This is a genomic window from Marivivens sp. LCG002, from assembly GCF_030264275.1.
Classification (GTDB): Bacteria; Pseudomonadota; Alphaproteobacteria; order Rhodobacterales; family Rhodobacteraceae; genus Marivivens.
This window is the reverse complement of record NZ_CP127165.1, coordinates 2,793,451-2,815,436: the sequence shown is the minus strand read 5'-3', so window position 1 is coordinate 2,815,436 and position 21,986 is coordinate 2,793,451. Positions and strand designations below refer to the sequence as shown.

The 21,986-nt window shown below is 56.8% G+C and carries 21 protein-coding genes; 10 read left to right on the top strand and 11 right to left on the bottom strand.

Annotated elements, in window-relative coordinates; genetic code table 11:
- Nucleotides 1–3 precede the first annotated feature (3 nt).
- The 7 genes from QQG91_RS13920 to QQG91_RS13890 all read left to right on the top strand — a co-directional run bounded on the left by QQG91_RS13920 (nucleotide 4) and on the right by QQG91_RS13890 (nucleotide 8,608).
- Complete coding sequence (locus tag QQG91_RS13920; RefSeq protein WP_285770818.1) at nucleotides 4–1,230, top strand: glycosyltransferase family 2 protein; 1,227 nt, start codon at nucleotides 4–6, stop codon at nucleotides 1,228–1,230.
- 120 nt (nucleotides 1,231–1,350) lie between these two features.
- Nucleotides 1,351–2,244, top strand: coding sequence for a UTP--glucose-1-phosphate uridylyltransferase GalU (galU, locus tag QQG91_RS13915; protein ID WP_285770817.1), 894 nt, complete (start codon nucleotides 1,351–1,353; stop codon nucleotides 2,242–2,244).
- A gap of 6 nt (nucleotides 2,245–2,250) precedes the next feature.
- Entirely contained in the window at nucleotides 2,251–3,237 is a 987-nt protein-coding gene (galE, locus tag QQG91_RS13910) for a UDP-glucose 4-epimerase GalE (RefSeq protein ID WP_285770816.1), read from the top strand.
- The gene (locus QQG91_RS13905) at nucleotides 3,218–4,420 is read left to right on the top strand and encodes a glycosyltransferase family 4 protein (RefSeq protein WP_285770815.1); all 1,203 of its coding nucleotides are present in this window, start codon (nucleotides 3,218–3,220) and stop codon (nucleotides 4,418–4,420) included. The genes galE and QQG91_RS13905 overlap by 20 nt, the downstream gene beginning before the upstream one ends.
- Nucleotides 4,421–4,469: 49 nt before the next feature.
- The gene (locus QQG91_RS13900) at nucleotides 4,470–5,480 is read left to right on the top strand and encodes a glycosyltransferase family 2 protein (RefSeq protein WP_285770814.1); all 1,011 of its coding nucleotides are present in this window, start codon (nucleotides 4,470–4,472) and stop codon (nucleotides 5,478–5,480) included.
- Nucleotides 5,477–7,174 carry a DUF5927 domain-containing protein gene (locus QQG91_RS13895; protein WP_285770813.1) on the top strand — a complete coding sequence of 566 codons (1,698 nt, stop codon included), beginning with the start codon at nucleotides 5,477–5,479 and terminating at the stop codon, nucleotides 7,172–7,174. The genes QQG91_RS13900 and QQG91_RS13895 overlap by 4 nt, the downstream gene beginning before the upstream one ends.
- A 3-nt stretch (nucleotides 7,175–7,177) precedes the next feature.
- Nucleotides 7,178–8,608 carry a sulfotransferase family 2 domain-containing protein gene (locus QQG91_RS13890; protein ID WP_285770812.1) on the top strand — a complete coding sequence of 477 codons (1,431 nt, stop codon included), beginning with the start codon at nucleotides 7,178–7,180 and terminating at the stop codon, nucleotides 8,606–8,608.
- Here QQG91_RS13890 and QQG91_RS13885 read toward each other — a convergent pair whose 3' ends face one another.
- The 9 genes from QQG91_RS13885 to malE all read right to left on the bottom strand — a co-directional run bounded on the left by QQG91_RS13885 (nucleotide 8,609) and on the right by malE (nucleotide 16,159).
- Nucleotides 8,609–9,073 (bottom strand): PTS sugar transporter subunit IIA, encoded by a 465-nt coding sequence (locus QQG91_RS13885; RefSeq protein ID WP_285770811.1) that lies wholly within the window; start codon nucleotides 9,071–9,073, stop codon nucleotides 8,609–8,611.
- Nucleotides 9,074–9,105: 32 nt separating this feature from the next.
- Complete coding sequence (gene hpf / locus QQG91_RS13880) at nucleotides 9,106–9,681, bottom strand: ribosome hibernation-promoting factor, HPF/YfiA family (protein WP_285770810.1); 576 nt, start codon at nucleotides 9,679–9,681, stop codon at nucleotides 9,106–9,108.
- Between the two features lie 232 nt (nucleotides 9,682–9,913).
- The gene (lptB, locus tag QQG91_RS13875) at nucleotides 9,914–10,666 is read right to left on the bottom strand and encodes an LPS export ABC transporter ATP-binding protein (protein ID WP_285770809.1); all 753 of its coding nucleotides are present in this window, start codon (nucleotides 10,664–10,666) and stop codon (nucleotides 9,914–9,916) included.
- A gap of 1 nt (nucleotide 10,667) precedes the next feature.
- Nucleotides 10,668–11,153: an LptA/OstA family protein gene (locus QQG91_RS13870; RefSeq protein WP_285770808.1), complete on the bottom strand. Its 486-nt coding sequence runs from the start codon at nucleotides 11,151–11,153 to the stop codon at nucleotides 10,668–10,670.
- A gap of 3 nt (nucleotides 11,154–11,156) precedes the next feature.
- Nucleotides 11,157–11,750: an LPS export ABC transporter periplasmic protein LptC gene (gene lptC, locus QQG91_RS13865; RefSeq protein ID WP_285770807.1), complete on the bottom strand. Its 594-nt coding sequence runs from the start codon at nucleotides 11,748–11,750 to the stop codon at nucleotides 11,157–11,159.
- A gap of 9 nt (nucleotides 11,751–11,759) precedes the next feature.
- Nucleotides 11,760–12,371: a ribonuclease D gene (locus QQG91_RS13860; protein ID WP_285770806.1), complete on the bottom strand. Its 612-nt coding sequence runs from the start codon at nucleotides 12,369–12,371 to the stop codon at nucleotides 11,760–11,762.
- Nucleotides 12,372–12,503: 132 nt separating this feature from the next.
- The gene (gene malG, locus QQG91_RS13855) at nucleotides 12,504–13,394 is read right to left on the bottom strand and encodes a maltose ABC transporter permease MalG (RefSeq protein WP_285770805.1); all 891 of its coding nucleotides are present in this window, start codon (nucleotides 13,392–13,394) and stop codon (nucleotides 12,504–12,506) included.
- Nucleotides 13,394–14,923, bottom strand: a complete 1,530-nt coding sequence (gene malF, locus QQG91_RS13850) for a maltose ABC transporter permease MalF (RefSeq protein ID WP_285770804.1) — start codon at nucleotides 14,921–14,923, stop codon at nucleotides 13,394–13,396. Before malF ends, malG begins: the two co-directional genes overlap by 1 nt.
- 69 nt (nucleotides 14,924–14,992) lie before the next feature.
- Complete coding sequence (gene malE, locus QQG91_RS13845; RefSeq protein ID WP_285770803.1) at nucleotides 14,993–16,159, bottom strand: maltose/maltodextrin ABC transporter substrate-binding protein MalE; 1,167 nt, start codon at nucleotides 16,157–16,159, stop codon at nucleotides 14,993–14,995.
- A 253-nt stretch (nucleotides 16,160–16,412) separates the two neighbouring features.
- Between malE and QQG91_RS13840 the strand changes: the two genes are divergently transcribed.
- The 3 genes from QQG91_RS13840 to QQG91_RS13830 are packed head-to-tail and all read left to right on the top strand — an operon-like array spanning nucleotide 16,413 to nucleotide 19,893.
- Nucleotides 16,413–17,456, top strand: a complete 1,044-nt coding sequence (locus tag QQG91_RS13840; RefSeq protein WP_285770802.1) for a substrate-binding domain-containing protein — start codon at nucleotides 16,413–16,415, stop codon at nucleotides 17,454–17,456.
- An 11-nt stretch (nucleotides 17,457–17,467) separates the two neighbouring features.
- Nucleotides 17,468–18,541 (top strand): ABC transporter ATP-binding protein, encoded by a 1,074-nt coding sequence (locus QQG91_RS13835; RefSeq protein ID WP_502881604.1) that lies wholly within the window; start codon nucleotides 17,468–17,470, stop codon nucleotides 18,539–18,541.
- Entirely contained in the window at nucleotides 18,538–19,893 is a 1,356-nt protein-coding gene (locus QQG91_RS13830; protein ID WP_285770800.1) for an alpha-amylase family glycosyl hydrolase, read from the top strand. Before QQG91_RS13835 ends, QQG91_RS13830 begins: the two co-directional genes overlap by 4 nt.
- 33 nt (nucleotides 19,894–19,926) lie before the next feature.
- Here the strand turns inward: QQG91_RS13830 and QQG91_RS13825 are convergent, their stop codons facing one another.
- Both QQG91_RS13825 and QQG91_RS13820 read right to left on the bottom strand, forming a co-directional pair.
- Nucleotides 19,927–21,489: a POTRA domain-containing protein gene (locus tag QQG91_RS13825; protein ID WP_285770799.1), complete on the bottom strand. Its 1,563-nt coding sequence runs from the start codon at nucleotides 21,487–21,489 to the stop codon at nucleotides 19,927–19,929.
- 2 nt (nucleotides 21,490–21,491) lie between these two features.
- A complete protein-coding gene (locus QQG91_RS13820) occupies nucleotides 21,492–21,986 on the bottom strand; it encodes an invasion associated locus B family protein (RefSeq protein ID WP_285770798.1) in 495 nt (164 codons plus the stop codon).

Here is a 21,986-nt window from a genome sequence, read left to right as displayed (position 1 = left end):
CTGATGGAGGGGAGTGGATCACAATCTCCCTCAGTTTCCGTCGTTATCGTTACGCGTGACCGCCCGCGCAGCCTTGCGCTCACGCTCAAAGGCCTTCGGCAGCAATACTATGATAACTTTGAAATCGTCATCGTCGGCAATGACAAAAGTTTGGGCGGGCTGGCTGCGGAAACGGGGATCAAACTCGTTCGCTTTGATGAACCCAATATCTCGCGGGCGCGGAACCTTGGCGTTGCCCAAGCATCAGGTGAAATCATTGCGTTCATTGACGATGACGCGATCCCCGAACCAACGTGGCTTGGGTTCCTCATCGCCCCCATCGCGCAAGGCAAAGCCGAAATAGCGGGCGGCTTTGTGCGTGGTCGCAACGGCATAAGCTTTCAGTGGAAAGCACGGTGGGTCGATCACACAGGTCAAACCCGACCGCTCGCCGTCGATGTGACGTCTGTTTTTCCGCCCGACCAAAGCGGCGCCGCGAAAACCGAAGGCACCAATATGGCGATCCGACGCGACGCGCTCATCGCGCTGGGCGGCTTCAACGAGGCCTATCATTTCTTTCTGGATGAAACCGATCTCAACCTGCGGGCGGGCAAGATCGGGCTTCGCACAGCCATTTGCCCCGAGGCACAGGTCCATCATGGCTATGCCGAAAGCGAAAGACGCCGTGGGGATCGTGCTCCGAAAACACTTTTCCAAATCGGAGCGAGCGTTGCCGTTTTCGTTCGCGAGCATACTCCCTCGCCCGACGACGCCATCCGAATTTTTCGGGAACAGCACCGCAAATGGCTCCTCTCTTTGATGGTGTCCGGTCACATCGAGCCCCGCGATGTTGCGAGGCTACTTGCGACTTTCGACACCGGTTTGATCGAGGGTGCGCAAAGGCAGAATACTTTTTCACGGTTCGACCAGCGAGAGAGCTTTGTCGCGCTGCCGGTCAGCCCATCACCTCACATTGCGCTCTATGGTCACTGGGTCCGCGCTATCCCGTTGATCAAAAAGGCCCGTCGTCTTGTCAAACAAGGCAACCGTGTCTCGCTCTTCCTGTTTTCACTCGGTTCGCGCTTTCACACAGTCCGTTTTGTAAGGTCGGGATACTGGCTCCAACATGGGGGCTTATTGGGCAAATCCGAACGTTCCGATCACATGATCCGGCTTATGAGCCTCAAGAGCCGATTTAATCTGGAGTTGGAGCGGGTGCGTAAATTGCGCTCAAATTGTATACAAAGGTGACAAAATTGACGTCATCTAACAAAATTGATGCAAACTGGTTGCTAAACTCTTCACAAGGACCGATCCGAAAGGATAGTTCAGGACTGTTCCTTTGGTCGCAATTTACTTGAGGCAAACACGATGAAGCGCAAAGTCACAAAAGCTATTTTTCCGGTCGCCGGTTTGGGGACCCGCTTTCTCCCTGCGACTAAATCGGTGCCCAAGGAGATCATGACTTTGGTGGATCGTCCTTTGGTTCAATATGCCATCGACGAAGCGCGCGCCGCAGGTATCAAAGAATTCATCTTCGTCACTGCCAAAGGCAAATCTGCGCTCGAAGATTACTTCGACACCGCGCCCGAGCTTGAATCCTCGCTTAAAAAGTCGGGCAAGACCGATCTGCTCGAGACTTTGCGTTCCACTTATATGGACAGCGGCGCAATCGCCTATATCCGCCAGCACAAAGCATTGGGCTTGGGTCACGCGGTCTGGTGCGCACGCCGCTTTATCGGGAACGAACCTTTTGCCGTGATGCTCCCCGATGACGTGATCGCCGCGGAAAAGCCCTGTCTCCAGCAGATGGTCGAAGCCTACGAAGAAACAGGCGGCAGCATGGTCGCCGCGATGGAAGTTCCGCGCGACAAGGTGTCCTACTACGGCGTGCTTGATGTCAAAGAGGATCACGGCAAACACGTGTCCGTCTCTGGCATGGTTGAAAAACCCAAGGCCGAAGATGCCCCTTCGAACCTTGCCGTAATCGGTCGCTATATCCTTTCGCCCAAGGTGATGAGCAATCTAGGCAAGATCAAACAGGGTGCGAACGGCGAAGTGCAACTTACCGACGCCATTGCCGCCGAAATCGAGCAAGGGCGCGATGTGTTCGGCTATCGTTTTGACGGGACGCGTTTCGATTGTGGATCAAAGGCGGGCTTCCTACAGGCGACGGTGTCCTTTGGTCTGTCTCGCGATGACCTTCGCGACGAACTGGCCGATTATCTCGATCAGCTTTACGCGCATCGCCGCGCGGCGCAGTAATCCGTTATGGCGAACAATGTTCTGGTCACGGGCGGCGCGGGCTATATCGGCTCGCACGCCTGCAAAGTGCTCAAGCTTGCGGGCTTTACGCCGGTTACCTTTGACAACCTGAATACAGGGTGGCGGGACGCGGTCAAATTCGGCCCCTTCGAACAGGGTGATCTTCTGGACCGCGCGCGCCTTGACGAAGTCTTTGCCAAATACAACCCCGTTGCGGTCATGCACTTTGCTGCGCTTTCCCAAGTGGGCGAGAGCGTCAGAATTCCGGGTGCCTACTGGCGGAACAATGTTGCGGGCAGCCTCAACCTTATCGAGGCGGCCAACGCCGCCGATTGCAAAAAGTTCGTCTTTTCCTCCACCTGCGCGATCTTCGGTGATCAGGACGGCGTCGTCCTACAAGAAGACAGCCGTCGCGCCCCGCTCAATGCCTATGCCGCCTCCAAGAGCGCGATCGAGGATATGCTCTCCGATTTCGGGGTCAGCGACGGGATGGAGTCCGTTATCTTCCGCTATTTCAACGTAGCAGGCGCGGACCCCGAGGCCGAGATCGGCGAGTTTCACCAGCCCGAAACTCATCTTATTCCCCTCATGCTGTTCTCGATCATGGGGAAACGCGACGCCTTGACCATTTATGGCACGGATTATGCAACGACTGATGGCACATGCATTCGCGACTATGTCCACGTTATGGATCTGGTCGATGCGCATGTGCTTGGACTGAAATGGTTACTCGAGGAAAAAGGCAGCGCAGTTTTCAATCTCGGCACAGGGAGCGGGTTTTCCGTCAGAGAAGTCATCGATCATTCGGCAGCCGTAACAAACTGCGAGGTTCCGATCATCGAAGGCGCTCGGCGTGCGGGTGATGCGGCCAAGCTCGTTTCTGGAAGCCAAAAAGCGGAAACTGTGCTTGGATGGACACCGACGCGTTCGAACCTGCGTCAAATGATCGGTGATGCATGGCGGTGGCACCAGAATGGGCACTACAAAGACTGATAAACCCACACGTCTTCTCGACATCACGCGGCTGGTGAGCCGCGCAGGGAGAAGACTTACGGGAGTTGATCGTGTCGAGCTTGCCTATCTCGAGCGCTTTGTTTGTGATCCTGTTCCGGCCTATTTCATCGTTGCAACCTCGATTGGTTACATCCTGCTCGACAAAGCGGGGGCGAGCGATTTCCGCGATGCTCTTGTCACGGGGGAATGGCCTGAACGCTCTGTCTTCTCGCGCTTTTTCCGCAAGCAAACCAAAGAGATGCAAGCCGCATTGACCCTTCTTCGGGCAAGCGCTGTGGACAAGTCGTCTCGAGCAGCGGTTAACCGTATGCTCATGCGGAACTTCCTTCCGGGTCTCGAATATTACAACGTCGGGCACAGCAACTATCGTGTTGGTTTGCTCGACGCGCTCAAAACCGTTCTCGGGGCCAAGATCAATTTGATGATCCACGACGCCATTCCTGTGGAATATCCCGAATTTCACGCGCCCGCCTCTGTCAGAAGGTTCCGCAAAAAGCTTGAGATCGCTTCCAAATATGCGGATCGGGTGATCAGCATTTCCAACGCCGCTTGCGAATCCGTGGCAAAGGTTCTCGAAGAAACGGGTCGCGTTCCGGAAATCGTGCGGGCCTATATCGGTCGCACCAGATTCCAGCCGAAATACGCAAACTTTCCCGAGTCGATCGATCTGACGCGCCCTTATTACGTGACAGTCGGCACGATCGAGCCGCGCAAAAATCACAATCTGCTGCTCGATGTCTGGCAAGAGCTTCCCGAAAGCGGGCCCCAGCTTGTGATCTGTGGTACCCGTGGCTGGATGAACACCTCGCTTTTTGAACGACTGGACGCAGGTGTGCGCAATGTGATCGAGCTCCCGAACCTGAAAGACGAGACGATCGCCGCTGTCATCGCCGAATCCCAAGGCCTCTTGTTCCCGACATTTGCCGAAGGGTTCGGCCTCCCACCCGTTGAAGCGCTCAGCCTTGGTGTGCCTGTTTATTGCAGCGATTTGCCCGTCTTCTATGAAGTTCTGGGTGATGCTGCCGTATACCTACCCAAGGGCAATTACAAAGCCTGGCTCCGCACGTTAAAAGAGACTCCCGACGGGACCGCGAACAAAGTTCAAATTGAAAAATTTGTTGCTCCAACATGGGACGAACACTTCAATATTGTGTTAAGTTAATAGAAATAAGTCAGAGCAAACAAAGAGTTTGCATTTCCAAGGGTAAAATTTGGGCGTTTGGCAATCATATCGGCTACGGCTTCAACGCAAAAGGTGGCGCATTCGTGCGCTGCGCAAGCGTCGTGAGCTAGAGGTTGTGCAGGATCGCACCGCCGATATTACGCCGTCCGACATCCTTGTTTTTTCCACCCTGCGCAACGAACTTGTGCGACTTCCCTATTTTCTCGAGTATTATCGCAAGCTCGGCATCAATCACTTCTTGATCGTCGATAACGACAGCGATGACGGCAGCCGTGAATATCTTCAAGAGCAACCCGACGTTTCGCTCTGGACCACGACAGCAAGCTACAAGCGCGCGCGCTTCGGCGTGGATTGGCTCAATTGGCTCCAGCGCAAATACGCGGCGGGGCATTGGACGCTTGTCGTCGATCCGGACGAGTTTTTCGTCTACCCGTTCTGCGATACGCGCCCGATCCGCGCTTTGACCGATTGGCTTGACGCCTCTTCGATCAAATCTTTCGGCGCGATGCTTCTCGATATGTATCCCAAGGGTGGGATCAACGACACGCCTTATCGCATGGGGCAAAATCCGTTCGAAATCGCGTCATGGTTCGATGCAGGCAATTACCTTATCGAAAAGAACAAACGCTTTGGAAATCTCTGGATTCAGGGCGGCCCGCGCACACGCGTGTTCTTTAACGATGCGCCTGAAAAGTCCCCAGCATTGAACAAGGTTCCGCTTGTGAAGTGGGACAAGCGTTATACCTATGTCAGCTCGACCCACATGCTTCTCCCGCGTGGTCTGAACCTCGTCTATGACGAATGGGGCGGGGAAAAGGCATCGGGCGTTCTTCTGCACGCCAAATTCCTCAACACCTTTGCCGCCAAAGCCCAAGAAGAACTCCGTCGTCGCCAGCATTTTGCAGGAAGCATGGAATACAAGGCCTATGCCGAGGGCGCGACCGACAATCCCGATCTTTGGTGTAAATGGAGCGAAAAGTATATCAACTGGCGTCAGCTTGAAATTCTGGGCCTCATGTCCAAGGGGAACTGGGCATGACACTTGGTATCGTAATGCTCGCCCACACCGCTCTGGATCGCGCCGAACAGGTGATCCGGCATTGGAACGCTCATGGCTGTCCCGTGGTTGTGCATGTAGATGCCAAGGTCGGGAAAGCCGCCTTTGAACGGTTTAAATCGAACCTTGCCGATCTTGAAGATCTCCGCTTTACCAAGCGCCTGAGATGCGAGTGGGGCACTTGGGAGCTCGTTCAGGCAACGCAAATCGCGTCTGAAACCCTTCTTGCCGAGTTTGCAGAGGTGCGGCACGTCTATTTGACATCGGGGTCGTGTTTGCCGCTTCGACCCGTTGCAGAACTCAAGGCCTATCTCGACGCCCGTCCGCGCACCGATTTTATCGAAAGCGCAACGATCGCCGACGTGCCTTGGACCGTCGGCGGTCTTGACGAGGAACGCTTTACGCTTCGCTTCCCGTTTTCCTGGCGCAAGAACCGTTGGCTCTTTGATCGCTATGTCGAACTTCAGCGCAAGCTTGGGCTCAAACGACGTGTTCCTGCGGGGCTCGTGCCCCATATCGGGTCCCAGTGGTGGTGCCTGACCCGCCAGACCCTCTCGGCCATTCTCCAAGATCCCGACCGCGGGCTCTATGATAGCTATTTCTCCAAGGTCTGGATCCCAGACGAGAGCTATTTCCAAACTCTCGTGCGCCACTATTCGACCCAGATCGAGAGCCGCTCGCTGACCCTTTCGAAATTCGATTTTCAGGGAAAGCCACATATTTTCTATGACGACCACCTGCAACTTTTGCGGCGCTCCGATTGTTTTGTCGCGCGTAAAATATGGTCGGAAGCCAACCTGTTGTATGACACGTTCCTCGGCGATCCAGATGCCGTGGTCAAAGGCTCTGAACCCAACCCCGGCAAGATCGACCGTATCTTCGCCCGCGCTGTCGAACGTCGAACCCGTGGGCGTCCGGGACTTTATATGCAAAGCCGTTTCCCCAACGAAAACTGGGAAAACGGTGTGACCTGCGCCGAATATTCCGTGTTCGAAGGCTTTACCGAACTCTTCGAGGATTTCGAGAACTGGCTCGCCAAGGCCACAGGGGCCCGTGTGCATGGCCACCTCTTTGCGCCTGATCGTGTCGAGTTCGAAGGTGGGCAAACCACATTCACTGGTGCGTTGAGCGATTCCGCTGCGGTGCGCGACTATAACCCGCGCATGTTCCTTCGAAGCCTTATCTGGAACACCCGCGGAGAGCGCCAGATTTTCCAGTTTGGTCCTCTCGATATTCAGGACGTGAGCTGGGATATCGCCCGCGATGCAAACGCGCAGATCAGCATCATCACAGGCGCATGGGCGGTTCCGCTGTTCCAGACGAACCGCAACTTTGCCGACCTGAGGACCGAGGCGGCGTTGTTGCAGAAGATCGAGAATGAACATCTGACCGCGCTTCGCTCTATTCACGCGAAAGCCAAAATCCGCATCTGGACCCTTGCCGAGTTCATCGAAACACCGATGGAAGCCCTCCAAACCGTCGTGGACGAGATTACCGGCAAGAATACCCGCCGTCTGACCGAAGTGCCCAAGATGGTGGACCTGACCGGCTTTGGCCAATTCCTTCAAAACCTAAAGAACCAGGGGATGCACCCCTATCTGATGGGCGATTTTCCCGTCGATCCCGTGCCGGAGAATAAAAAACCGGCAAAGCGCAAACCCTATTTGGTCCGATAATTTATGTCGAAATTTGATTACTTTGTCGTCTTTGCAGAAATGCGGACAGGCTCCAATTTTCTCGAAGCGAATATCAACTCCTTTGATGGTTTGATCTGTCACGGAGAGGCCTTCAATCCGCACTTCATCGGTTATCCCAACAGCTACAATATTCTCGGCGTGACCCAACACGAACGCGAGCAGAACCCGAAACTTCTGCTTGATGCGATCCGCCAGAGAAGCGAGGGGCTTGGCGGTTTTCGCTTCTTCAACGACCATGATCCCCGCGTTCTGGACGAGATGTTGAATGATCCGCGCTGTGCGAAGATTGTTCTCACGCGCAATCCGATCGACAGCTATGTGAGCTGGAAAATCGCGCAAGCGACGGGTCAATGGAAACTGACCAATCCCACCCAAGCGCGTTCGGAAAAGATCGTGTTTCATGACGGCGAATTCGTCGCTCACCTCGAAGCGCTTCAGGCCTTTCAGGTCCGCATCATGAACGCGCTCCAGATTTCGGGCCAGACCGCTTTTTATGTCGCCTACGAGGACCTACAGAACGTCGAGGTGATGAACGGACTCGCTGCGTTCCTTGGATCGAACGCGCGGATCGAAGCGCTGGACAAGAAACTCAAGAAACAGAACCCCGAACCGCTCAGCGAAAAGGTTCAGAACTTCGAGGAAATGGAACGCAGTCTTGCGCGGCTCGACCGTTTCAATCTTAATCTCACCCCGAATTTCGAACCCCGTCGTGGGGCGGTGATCCCGACTTATGTCGCCGCCGAAAAAGCGCCGCTTCTTTATCTCCCGATCAAGGGCGGTCCTGTCGAAGCGGTCAGGAACTGGCTTGCTGCCCTTGATGGCGCGACCACTGAGCAGCTCCAAAGCGACTTCAACCAGAAAACGCTCCGCCAGTGGAAGCGCAAGCACACCGAGCATCGGAGTTTTGCGGTGCTCCGTCACCCTGTCGCCCGCGCGCATGCCGCTTTTTGCGACCACATCCGCGGTGATGCCGAGACGACCTATCGGGAACTGCGTGCAACGCTCATTCGGGTCTTTAACCTTCCTCTGCCGGAAGAGGGGATCGGTGGCGGATTTTCTCTCGATGACCACAAGGCCGCGTTCAAGGCGTTCCTTGCCTTTCTCAAATCCAATGTGGCGGGGCAAACGTCGCTCCGTGTGGATGCGGCTTGGGCCTCGCAGAGCAACATCATCCAAGGCTTCAGCTGGTTCGGCTCGCCTGACTTGATCCTACGCGAGGACCGTCTTCCCATGGATCTGGCGTTTCTGGCGATGCAGATCGGTCGCGACGATGCGCCCGACTTCGATCCTCGGAGCGCGGATGCGCACCATGCGCTGCTCGCGTCCATCTACGACGACGAAATAGAGGCGATGGCCCGCGATGCCTATCAGCGGGATTACATGACCTTCGGTTTCGGAAAGTGGAAGCCCTGATCAGGCCGCTTGCGTCGCGTGCGAGTCCGTAAGGATCGCGTGGAGCGTCGCAGGGTCTGCATTCGCTCGAAGCTTTGCACAGGTCGCGGCGTCACGCATCGTGCGCGAGACAAGCGCAAGCGCCTTGAGATGCTCGACCCCCGCAGAAGCAGGCGCAAGAAGCACAAAGACAAGATCAACAGGCTGACGGTCGACGGACTCGAAATCCATCGGTTTCTCGATGCGCAAGAACAGTCCGCACACGCGATCTACACCTTCGAGTCGTGCGTGGGGCAGGGCGATTCCATGTCCCACGCCGGTCGGTCCAAGGTTCTCGCGCTCGATGAGAGCTTCGACAACCTCGGACGCTTTGTAACCGAGCACGCTTTCGGCCAATTCACCGATATCATGAAAGAGACGTTTCTTACTCGTCGAAGAACCAATGATCTTGATTGCTTCGGGTTTCAGAATTTCAGAAATCTGCATCAACTGGCCTAGGGCTTTGTTCGGTCAGGATTTTACCCCATGCTACGTGGGTCGATCCAGCCGATGTTTCCGTCTTCTCGGCGGTATACAACATTCACACCGCCATGTTTTTCGTTTCTAAAGACCTGAAGCTGGGCGTGGGCCAATTCCATCTGCATCACCGCCTCGCCGACCGAGATCGAAGGAATCTTCGTCTCCATCTCAGCGATAATCATCGGTGCGAGATCTTCTGGCTCCGCCTCACCATGGTCATCAATTCCGGCGAGGATATACGAGGAGACTTCGGAAAGTTCAACCGGCTCCGCACGATCGCGGTGGTGGTCTTTCAAGCGACGCTTGTAACGGCGCAACTGCTTGTCCATTTTTTCCAGACAGCTATCGAATGCGGCATAAATGTCATGCGCATGGCCCTTTGCCTGACAGGTCAGACCGGTGGACAGGTGAACGACGGTTTCGGCGACAAGCTCGCTGCCGGACTTCGAGAAGACGATATAGGCTTCGGTCGGGCGTCCTGCATATTTTTCCAGGGTGGCTTCAAGCTCGGTCTTTACATGCGTTTGAAGAGCTTCACCGATGTCGATTTGCTTGCCGCTGATTTGGTAACGCATCGTATTCTCCTTTATACTGGTGACACAGCTTCAGCCCGAGCCAAGTTGGCACGGTAAATCGCCGTTTGCTGTGTTGATATGGTGATGATCGATCCGGTTTTCACACTCAACACGACCGTCAGGCTGTCGAGCCTGCACCGAAACGCGAGGAGAAACTTTGTCTTTCATCCCCTTCATTTGGCGACAGGTCACGGGTGCTTGTCAACGAGATTCAGCGATCGCGCGTTGAACTTTAGTTGACGCGGAAACCTTGGCCCAAATAGACGCGGCGGACATTCTCGTCGTTCACCACTTCGTCTGTCGTGCCGCTCATCAGGACACGTCCGTCATGGAGAATGTAAGCGCGGTCGACGATGTTGAGCGTCTCGTGCACGTTGTGATCGGTGATCAAAACACCAAGCCCGCGCGTCTTGAGATCGGCCACAAGCGAGCGGATTTCACCGACTGCAATGGGGTCCACCCCTGCAAAGGGTTCATCGAGAAGAACATAGTTCGGATTGGCCGCCAGACAGCGCGCAATCTCGGCGCGACGGCGCTCCCCGCCCGAAAGAGCGAGCGCGGGGGCACGGCGCAAATGCTCGATGGAAAACTCGGACAAAAGCTCTTCGAGCCGCTCGCGGCGGCGCAGCGGGTCCTTTTCGTTGATCTCGAGGATCGCGAGGATGTTGTTCTCGACCGAAAGCCCGCGAAAGATCGACATTTCCTGTGGAAGATAACCGATCCCGAGATTGGCACGGCGATACATGGGGAGCATCGTCACATCGCGCCCGTCGACGATCACCTTGCCGCCTTCGGGCTGGACCAATCCTGCGATGGAATAGAAACAGGTGGTCTTGCCCGATCCGTTCGGCCCCAGCAATGCAACCGCCTCGCCTCGGTTCAGCTCGAGGCTCACATCGCGGATGACGGTGCGCTTTTTATAGCTCTTGCGAAGCCCGACGATGCGGAGCCCCTGACTGCCCTGTTCCACCTTGAGTTCAGCCATCTCACTGGCCTCCCTGCTGCAGAACGGTGCGCACGCGACCCTCTGCAACGGCGGTCTTGGCGGTCAGATCGACACGTAGCGTAGAGGTGGTAATCGAATTGCGTCCCTGAACAAGGATCACATCGCCCGTGAGCTCCAAAAGCCCAGTCTTGAGATCATAGACAGCACTCGCGGCTTCGGCGCGTTCCTGCGAGGTGACAAAGGTCACACCCTCCGAAGCGACCAGCCGCGAAATCTCGCCCGTTTCTTCCGAATAGACCACCTCGACGACACCCGCCGTCACCTTGAGGCTGCCTTGGATGATCTCGACATTGCCGACAAATTTCGCGATGCCCGTGTCCTGATCGACGCTCAGGCTGTCGGCCGCCACTTCGACGGGATCGGTCGGATCAACGTCAAGACCGCCGAGCGAAAGTCCGGTTTGAGCCACGGAAGTGGATGCGACGGCGATCCAGAACACTGCGGCAAGAGCGGCGAATTTGGTCATGGTTCAATCCTTGATCCGATAGGTCATTCTGACCCCGTTCTGGAACAGCAGTGTAGCACCACCATCGATTTTGCCCAGTTCTACGACGAGTTGCCCCGCCGACAAACCCCCGAATGGCGTCACAATCTCAAGAGCACCATCGGTTTGCGCCCGACCTGCGGTCAAGTCGGCCGACAAACCGCGGCTTTCGATCGTGTATCCATTCGATGTTTCAAGGCGCACCAAATCCTCGAAAGTGATTTTGCCCAGATCATCGCTCAGAACCGCCTTGCCTGCACGGATGCGGATTTGCCCTTCATTCGGGTCGATCGCGCTCAGGGTCGGGGCTTCGATCGTGATGCGCGTGGGGTCCGAGGCATCGGGTTTGATCGTTTTGGCCGAGACCTGAAACGACGCGCCGGGATCGGTCATGCCGGAAAAATTCGGGTCGCTCAGCCGCGACTCGCGCGCTGCTTCTTCGATGGTCGAGAACGGGACGGACATTTCCGTGTCCACCGCCCTCGCCAGAAAGAACACCGTCGACAACAGCACAAGCGCCCCAAGAGGGAGCACGACTTTGGCCCAACTCACAAAGGTGCTATAGCTGTTGTTCTGCACGATAACCCTTTAGTGCGAGAAGATGTCGATCTCGGGCCAACCAGCCAGATCGAGCTTGGCGCGCGTCGGCAGGAACTCGTAGCAAGCCTGTGCGATTTCGGTCCGCCCTTCGCGGGCAAGCATTACGTCGAGCGCATCCTTGAGCTTGTGAAGGTAAAGAACATCTGAGGCGGCATAATCGAGCTGTGCCTCGCTCAGCTTTTCCGCGCCCCAGTCACTCTGTTGCTGATGCTTCGAAATGTCTACGCCGACCAGCTCTTGCAAAAGATACTTGAGCCCGTGACGATCGGTGAATGTGCGGACCAGCTTGGAAGCGATCTTGGTGCAATAGACCGGAGCAGAGAGCGCACCGAATGTGTTGTAGAGCGCAGCAATGTCAAAGCGCCCGAAGTGGAACAGTTTGAGCACATTGGGATCTTCGAGCATCTTGCACAGGTTTGGGGCCTCGGTCTGGCCTTTGCCGACCTGCACAAGGTGACAATTTCCATCACCGCCCGACATCTGAATCAGGCAAAGTCTGTCGCGATGCGGGTTCAGCCCCATCGTTTCACAGTCGATTGCCACCACAGGGCCAAGGTCAAGCCCATCGGGAAGGTCGTTTTGATAAAGGAAGTTTGCCATGTCACTCTGTCCGCGTTGTTTGCGTCCGAGATAGAGAACCCCCGACAACTTCGCAACCGAATGACTTAAATGCACGGCACTTTCGGCAAGCATGAGCGCGCGCTTGCCGAAAAGATATGCGCGTTCGTGTCTCTAGCCTTTGACTGCGCCGTCGCTCAGACCGCTCACAAGGTATTTTTGCGCAATCAGAAAGACGACAGTGATCGGAACACCCGAGAGGATCGCAGCGGCGGCGAAATCGCCCCAAAGATATTTGAACTCGTTCAGATAAAGACGAGATCCGACCGCAAGCGTAAGGTTGTCTTCGGACCGCAAGAGCACCGAAGCCATAGGATAGTCGTTGATCGCACCGATAAAGACGAGAACGAAAACAACCGAAAGGATCGGCACCGCCAGCGGCAGAAACACATGGCGGAATGTCTGCCACGGGGTTGCGCCGTCGATTTGGGCCGCTTTGTCGAGCGAAGGGTCGATCGAGTCGAAGTATCCCTTGATCGTCCAGATGTGCATCGTGATGCCCGAGATATAGACGAGAACAAGAGCCCAGTGGCTGTCGATTCCGAGGATCGGGCTTACCTCGCCCAGAGCATCGAAGATCGCATAGATCGCAACAAGCGCGAGCGTCGTCGGGAACATCTGGATGATGAAAAGCGTATCGAGCAGAGCGGCGCGCCCACGGAATTTGACGCGGGCAAAGGCATAGGCCGAAATGGTCGAGAGCGTGACGACACCGACGCCCGCAAAAATCCCGATTTTGACCGAATTCCACATCCAGGTCAGAACAGGATAGGGCGGTTCGATCACGGTTCCGTCGGCGCGGGTATAGTCAAAGCCGAACGCCAGATACCAATGTTCGAGCGTCGGATTCTCGGGCCATAGGGAACCGACCGTGAAATTCCCCTCGCGAAAGGAAATCGAGATCACGACAAGGAACGGAAAAAGGATGATCGCAATGAAACCGATAAGCACGGCATGTGCGGCGATTTTCTTGATCAAGAGATCACGGGGACGTTCGACGATCATCACGCAGCCCTCTTTTGTGCGGCGCGGCGCATGGCCACAAAGTTGAAATAGGCGATCATGCCGACCAAAACGAAAATCAGGAAGGTGATCGCACCGGCAAGCCCGAATTGCTGACCCGAGTCCATAAAGCTGATCCGATAGACAAACGAGCCGAGAATATCCGTCTCACCTGCGGGGATCACCGTTCCGGGAATATCCGGCCCTCCGCGCGTCAACAGAAGGATAAGGACGAGGTTGTTGAAATTGAAAGCAAAGGTCGCAATCAAGAGCGGCAGGAACGGTGGAATGATCTGCGGCAATGTGATGGTAAAGAACACCCGCACAGAAGAAGCGCCTTCGAGCGCGGCGGCCTTTTTGTGGTCCTCGGGCACCCCTTGCAAAAAACCCATGGCCAGAAGCATCATATAGGGATAGCCGAGCCAGACGTTCACAATAAGGATCACTGTCCGCGCAAGCGTGCCGTCGGTGAACCACTCGGGCCTGATCCCGAAGAGCGCATCGAGGATTAGGTTAATCTCGCCGAAGTTCTGGTTGAAGATCCCCTTGAACACGAGGATCGAGATAAACGACGGCACAGCATAGGGCAGGATGAGCAAGATGCGATAGATCGCCTTGCCGCGCAGATGCGGCCACTGGAGGATCACCGCAAGCAAAAGCCCGAGCGCAAACGTGAGAGCTGCCGAGGCGACGGCAAAAACCACGGTCCAGATAAAGATGCTCAGCATCGGCGCACGGATGCCTTCGGAGTTGGCGATACGCTCGTAATTCTGAAGCCCGATGTTGACCCGCCACCCGGGTGCAACGCGGTTCCCGTCGGGATCGACGAAAAAGCCGATCGAATGATCTGCGGTCAGGAGAATGTCGTCCGACGTGCGAAGGAGCGTGTCGTCGCTCACTCTTTCGTATTCGTCGCGCACATCCGCAAACGTGCGCAGCCCCGAATTGCGAAGGATCGCGCCATCAGGCTTGACCAGATCAATCATCTGCAAACCAGCGCGAAGCGCCACGGCTTCCTTGCGTTCGATGAGACCGCTCGGTTCGCTTTCGACCGGGGTCAGATCTGCCGACGCAGGTTCGGCAAACGATACAGGGTCGGACAAAAGCCCGAGGTCGGGCAGATAGACCCGATAGAGATCGCCGTCCTTGACCACGGCAAAGGGCGTTTCGCTCTCTTTATCGACGACTTTGGCGCGCTGGAGCACCGAGACTGCTCGCTCAAAGGTCAAAAGGTTGAAAGACGAGAAATTCGTAAAACCGAGGTAAATCGTGTAAAGCACCGGAAAGAGGATAAACACGAGGATTGCCGACAATCCCGGGAAGATGAACCGATGCGCGTAAAAGCGTGTCGAGCCGAATACGATCGCAAAGCCGACCGCAATGGCGAGAACCATAACGCCAAAGAGCGTCTGACCGATCAGATAGAGCTGGAACGCCGCGTATAAGAGCGCAACGAAAATCGCGCCCACGATGGCAAAGCGACCCCAAGGAGGTGTCGTTTGCGAACCTTGATCCAAAAGGGAACGGGACATTGCGGACATTGGCCTATCCAGTGCTCGAAAGAGAAAAAGGGCGGCCAGTATCGGCCGCCCTTGGGTCTTTTATTCGCCGAGGATACGGGCAGCGGCGTCGTTCAGAGCATCTTCGACGCTGCTTGCACCCGAGGTGATGTTGCCGAGAGCCGGACCCATGGCACCCCAGAAGGCACCCATTTCGGGGTTCGAAGGCATCGGCACACCGCCGGCTGCGATTTCAAGCGTGACTGCGATGTTTTCATCGTTTTGCGCAGCACCGGCGGACTTGTCGGTCAAAGCGCCGAGGTTGCCGTTGCTGTTCCACTTGGCCAGACCTTCGTCGGTCAGCACATAGTTTTCGATGAATTCGATCGCGAGATCGACGTTGGGCGAAGCGGCATTCACAGCAAGACCCTGAACGCCGATAAAGGCGGGCGAGGGCTGTCCGTTGACCGAAGGAAGCGGGGCGACGCCGACATTGATGCCTGCATCCTTATAGGCACCCCAGCTCCACGGGCCGTTAATGACCATCGCGGTTTCGCCCTTGGCCATGGCCGCATCCATGACGCCATAATCTACACCTGCGGGCATGACACCTGCGTCGAACAGAGCGCGCACAGCCTTGGCGCCTGCAATGGCGCCTTCGTTGTTGACGCCCGTGGTCGAACCGTCAAAGGAGCCGTCCACTTTCTTGAAGGCAAAGCCGCCGTTCGACATCAGGAACGGGAAGGTGAAGTAGGTGTTGTTATAGTCCCAAAGGATCGGCGAAACGCCCTCGGGCGTCTGGATCGACGCGATCTCTTCGATGGTTGCGGGCGGGGTCGCGATCAGGTCTTTGTTGTAGACCAGACCGATTGCTTCGACCGATACGGGATAGCCCCAAACCTTGCCGTCAAAGGACATTGCGTCCCATGCGCTGTCGATGATGCCATCGACGATCTCTGCGCTCGGGTTGACGGGCTGGATCAGACCGCCTGCAGCCCATTCGCCGAAACGGTCATGTGCCCAAAGCACGATATCGGGGCCATCGCCCGTCGAAGCGGCCTGCTGGAATTTGTCGGTCAGCGGGTCGGCGTTTTCCACCACAACCTTTACACCCAGATCTGCTTCGAACTGAGCGCCGATTTCCTGCAGCAAATCGTTGCCACGGTCGCCGAGCCAGATGGTCAGAACACCTTCTTCCAATGCAAAAGCAGAAGAAGCGGTGCTGGCCAAAAGCGCAGCCATTGCAGTCATTTTAAGAGACGTCTTCATCTTGGATACTCCTCCCGAGTCGAGCGCCAAACGGTCCGCAATATCGGACCCAAACAATTGACCCGCGCGAGGACTCCCCCCGGACACAGGCCGAACGCCCCGATCAAAAGGGCGATTCATCCTGAGCATAGACACAGTTTTTTCCTTTTCAAAACGTTTTAAATAGACAGAACAGATTTTTTTAGGCAGCATTTAGCCCAAGGGCTGGATCGGCTACGGCTGAACGGGGACCTTCGGGAGGGGATAAACGCGCATGGCAACGCTCAAGCAGATCGCCAAGGAACTTGGGCTGTCACCGGCCACGGTGTCGCGTGCGCTCAACGGCTTTCCCGAAGTGAACATCGACACCCGCAGACTTGTGGAAGAAACCGCCAAGCAGTTGGAATATCGGCCGAACAAGATCGCGCAAAAGCTGGTATCGGGACGCTCGGGCATGGTCGGAATGATCGTCCGGATCAATCCGCGAAGCCCCTTTGACCGCACCTTTGCCGAAATCATGCTTGGCCTTTCGTCGCGTCTGGCGCAGCACGATATCGACCTCGTGTTTCAGGTCGCCAGCGAATCCGATCCCGTCGAATCCTATCGCAAGATGATCGAGAAGCAGATCGTGGACGGCTTTATCGTGAACGCACCTGTAGCCAATGATCCGCGCATCGCTTTTCTGACGAAAAAGGGCATTCCTTTTGTTGTGCACGGTCGCGCCTCCAAGGATGCAGGGCACCCCTATTTCGACATTTCGAACAGCGGCGTGACGGAAACCGCCGCGCGCCATCTTGCGGCTTTGGGGCACAAGCGGATCGCGCTTTTGAACGGCGAGAAAACGGCCGTTTACGCCATCGACCGTGAAGAAGGGTTTCGCGCGGCTGTTGAGGATCTGGGCCTCTTTGTGCCCGAGCGTATGATCGTCAATGACCAGCCTTTCGAGCTCTATGGCTATGAAGCGGCCAAGACCATGTTGTCCGATGCAACCCCGCCCAGCGCGATCATCTGCGTGTCTACCGTGGTGGCGAACGGCGTCTATCGCGCCGCGGGAGAGCTTGGGATATCGATCCCCGGGGACCTTTCGGTGATTGCCCACGACGACGATATTCCCCAACTCCGCGCCGAGAATTTCGTGCCGCCCCTCACTGTGACCAGCGCCCCTCTTCAGGCGTCCTGTGGTCCGCTCGCCGAGATATTGATCACCCGCCTTGGCCTTGTTCAGGGCACTCCATTACAACAGGTCGCAGAGGCAGAGCTTATCCGGCGCGCCTCGACCGCCCCCGTTCTTTCACGATTGGCAACTCCATGGACATGAGACCCGACCAGATGACCAAAGCGCTCTCGACCGAACAACTTCGCAAAAGTTATGGCCCCGTTGACGTTCTCAAAGGGATCGACATCTCGATGGAGCAAGGGGATTTCCTCGTGCTTGTCGGGCCTTCGGGGTGCGGGAAATCCACGCTTCTCAACTGCATCGCGGGTTTGGAAGAGATCACCAGCGGCACCCTGTCGATCAACGGGTATGACGTAACGCGCGTCCCGCCGCGTGACCGCGATATCGCGATGGTGTTCCAGTCCTATGCGCTCTATCCCACGATGTCGGTCGCCGAGAACATCGGCTTTGGCATGAAAGTCCGCAAAGTCGCCAAGTCGCTGATCGCAGAAAAGGTCGCCGAAGTGTCCAAGCTGCTTCAGATCGACCACCTTCTGGATCGCAAGCCGAGCCAGCTTTCGGGTGGCCAGCGCCAGCGCGTTGCGATGGGCCGCGCGCTTGTGCGTGACCCTGCACTCTTTTTGTTCGACGAACCCCTGTCCAACCTTGATGCCAAGTTGCGCGTCGAAATGCGGGCCGAGATCAAGCGGCTTCACCAGACCACGCAAACCTCGATCGTCTATGTGACCCATGACCAGATCGAGGCGATGACGCTCGCCACCAAGATCGTCGTTCTCAAGGACGGGATCGTCCAGCAAATCGGAAGCCCCGAAGAGATATACGATCACCCCGCCAACACCTTTGTGGCCGATTTCATGGGCTCTCCTCCGATGAACCTCGTCGAGGCCGTGGTTTCCGAAGGGCGGTTCCTCGATTTCGGACAAGAGAACGTGGTTATGCTCGATGCACCCCATCCTGCTTTGGCGTCCAAGGCGCGGGTGATCGTCGGGTTCCGGCCCGAGCAAATGTCGCTGACCGAAGCGGGCAGGGGCACCACCGATGTCACCGTCACCATGACCGAAATCACGGGCGCCGACAGCTATGTGAATTTTGCGCTCGGCACCAAGACGGTGACCGCCCGCGTCGCGGGCCGCTTCCGTCAGCCCGACGGCAGCAAGGTCGGCCTCTCGCTCGACACCCGCGAGCTTCGGTTCTTCGATGCTGAAAGCGGGGTCCTCTTGTCGTGAAAGCGGCCTTCCTCGCTCTGACACTTGCAGCCACCCCTCTTTGTGCAGAGGAGAGGCCTTGGTCCGACGAGGTGATCTATTTCGTGATGCTGGATCGTTTTGCCGATGGCGATACGGCGAACAACCAAGGCGTGGATACCGCCGACCCGCTTGCCTTTCATGGTGGAGATCTCGTCGGGTTGCGCGAGAAGCTTGGCGAGATTGCCGATCTTGGCGCAACGGCGATCTGGCTCACGCCGATCGTCGCACAGATCCCCACCACGGTTCCGAGCGACCATGGTCCGTTTGCCCCGCACCACGGCTATTGGGCCGAGGATTTCACCCGCATCGATCCCCGCTACGGCACCGAAGCGGATCTTGCCGCTTTGACATCTGCCGCCCATGCAAGAGGGATCAAGGTCATTCTCGACGTGGTCTATAATCATGTCGGCTATGGCGCGGACTGGACCGCCACACGTCCCGAGTGGCTCAGGCAGGGCGAGGACTGCGGCGGCGACGAGATCACCATGTGCCTTGCGGGGCTTCCCGATCTGAGAACCGAATTGCCAGAAGTGCGGGACATGCTGTTCGAGGCCCATATCGGCCTTGCCGAGAGGGTGGGGCTCGACGGCTTTCGGCTCGATACGGTCAAACATATCCCGCATGACTTCTGGAGCGCCCATGCCCAAGAAGTGCGCAACCGTCTTGGCGACGACTTCCTCCTCTTGGGTGAAGTCTGGGACGGCGACAAATATCTTGCCGCCCCCTATTTCGAGAATAGGGAGCTGGACGCGCTCTTCGACTTCGGGTTCCGCGACCGCACGCTCAAATTCCTGACCGGTGTCGAGCAGGCCGACCGTTTTTCACGCTATCTCGCCAAGCGGCACGATGTCGGGGAGGCGGGGCTTTTGGCGCCGTTTCTCTCCAATCACGATATGCCGACCCTTCTGGCCATGCTGCGCGGCGACCGCGACCGTTATCTCATGGCGGCAACGCTGCTCTTCACGATCGAGGGCATTCCGACCGTCGCATGGGGCGAGGAAATCGGACGAAGGGGCGGCGTTTGGCCCGAAAACCGCGAGGACATGGCATGGAGCGGCGGTTATCGCGACGAGACCCTTCGCGATATGTTCAAACAGCTTATCGCGCTTCGGCGCGCATGGCCCGCCCTGAGCGCAAGCCCGATCGACGTCATCCGTGCCGAAAAGGGCCTCTTGGCCTATCGTCGCGGGGATTTGGTGGTTGCGATCAATCGGTCCGAGGATGTGGTCGATCTCGCTCTGGGAGGAGACATTCTCTTCGAGACTCGAGAGGCAGGCGGTAGCCTTGCGCCGATGTCGGCTCAGATCCTCCACTTACCCGAACTTCGGTGACGACCCCGTCAATACCCGAACGCGGCACTTTGCTCAGAAATTGAACGCCACCTGCGCCCAAAGCCGCGGTGCTTTCGAGATACCGTCAAGATTGGTGCTGATCGGAACCGCAGCGGATAATTCGTAGGACACGTTGTTTTCAAGCGGGATATTCAGACCCGCGCCAATCCCCAGCACCCTGAAGGTGTTGCTCTTGCCCGTGCTGCCTGCATCCCATCCCGTCCATGTTTGGTGATTGATCCTGCCGAATGCACCTTCGCCGAATGCGATGGCCTTCACACCTTTCTCGAGGTTTCGCGCATAGGAGACGCGTCCGATAAAGCCGTCATCGACCGACAACTCGCCGATCGAGAGCGATTGGAGCGCGGTAGGCCCCGCAACAACGAGCTTTTGCGCACCATCCAGATTTTTCGATGCCAATTGGCCCCGAACATCGAGTGTTACAACCGCTTCCGTCTCGATCGGCAATTCCGCCTGCAACGACATAAGGAGCTTTGCGAAAGTGCCGTTCGAGCGGCGGGAAGCCTGATCCTTCTCATAGGAGAGCGATCCGACCCTAAGATCCAGCCGCCCCAACGTTGCGGCAATCTGGGCTTCGAACGAGGCGTCGCGCTGGCGCGTGGCTGGCGCGGATATGTCGACCTGAGCGGTAAGCGAGGTCATGCGCGAAGTTTGTGTCAAACTCCCGATCTTGTTGGTTGAATTGACCCGCGAAAAAGAGACCTGCGCCTGAGACTGGATGTCACCGCTTTTGTCGATGTCGATATTCTGGAGGCTGATCTCGGCCCGCTTTGTGTTGCCCGTCATGTCGAGCGCGGCAAATTCCCCGCCAAGCCGATATCCCGAATAGCCCAGCTCGAACTGGAGCTTTTGGCGATTACCGTTGACGCCGATACTCGACGCGAAATCGAGCGAGAAGGATTCCCGCGATATCTGCGAGCTGAGATTGAACGCTTCGCCATAACCGAACGGGCTTTCCCATCCGACGCGACCAGACAACCGCGCCCCGCTCGTTGCATGGTTATCAAGCACGATCGAGCCGGCCAAAAGCTCGCTGTCTGTTACGACGACATCGACATCCGTTTCCCGTTCGGCTTCGCCAGCGCTCAGGTTCGCGGTGACGTTCACGCCTGCGATCTCGTTCGCCTTGCCGATCCCGTATTCAAGCTTTTCCATATCGAGAAACGCACCGCGCGTCTGACCCGACATGATCAGCGAAAGAATGTCCCCTTCGGTGATCTTGCTGCGCTCCGTGTCCATCTTGGCGCGGAACTCGCCGGAAACCGCCTCTACCACTCCGATGGTGAGCGTGCCGTTGTCGATGGTTTGCTCAGGAAGATAGGCCGCCGCCCAATATCCCAGATCGCGATAGGTGAATCCGATTTGCGATGTAATCTCGTTAAGCGTCTCGACCGTGAGCGTCTGGCCGAGATGATCGTCAAGGCTCTGGGCAAGAACCTCTTTCTCGACCAGCGTATTGCCGACAAAGACGATCTCGCGCAGCACGAACCCCCCGTTATCCTGTCCCATTGCAGAGGTTGAAGCGAGAAGAGCGACAGAAAGACCGACGCCGCAGGTGAGTGCTCTCGGCGCCATCCTCAATCCGCGTCCAAGCGCTCGAACGCTGCCGAAAAGCCCAGAAGCGAAAATGTCGCTTCGATGGTCCCGTTGGTCATGGATCGGAGTTTCAGCGCGGCTCTATTTGCCTTCTTGAGATCCTCCAAAAGGGGATCGCTCAGCGGCTCGGCGACAAAGCACGCTTGCCCGTTGCAAAAACTGAACTCCAGATCGTAACTCTGTCCCCCTTCGATCGACAAAGACACTCCCCGCTTGAGATCGACAAAGGTCGGAACAGCAAGCTGAAACAGCGGAGCCGCGGTCTCGTTGGAGGTCTGGACACTCATCTGGGCAAAAACAGCGCCTTCGGTCGTCATAAGGTTGGACATCACCTCGCAGCGGGTTTCGTTCGCTACGGTCGCACAGTTGTAAAGCCAGTCGCGATAGGTTTCGGTCGTCACGGTCGAATCCGCTTGCGCGAAAACAGCGCTCGCGCCGAGAGCAAGAAAAAGCGATCCAAGGTAGAGTTTTCTCAC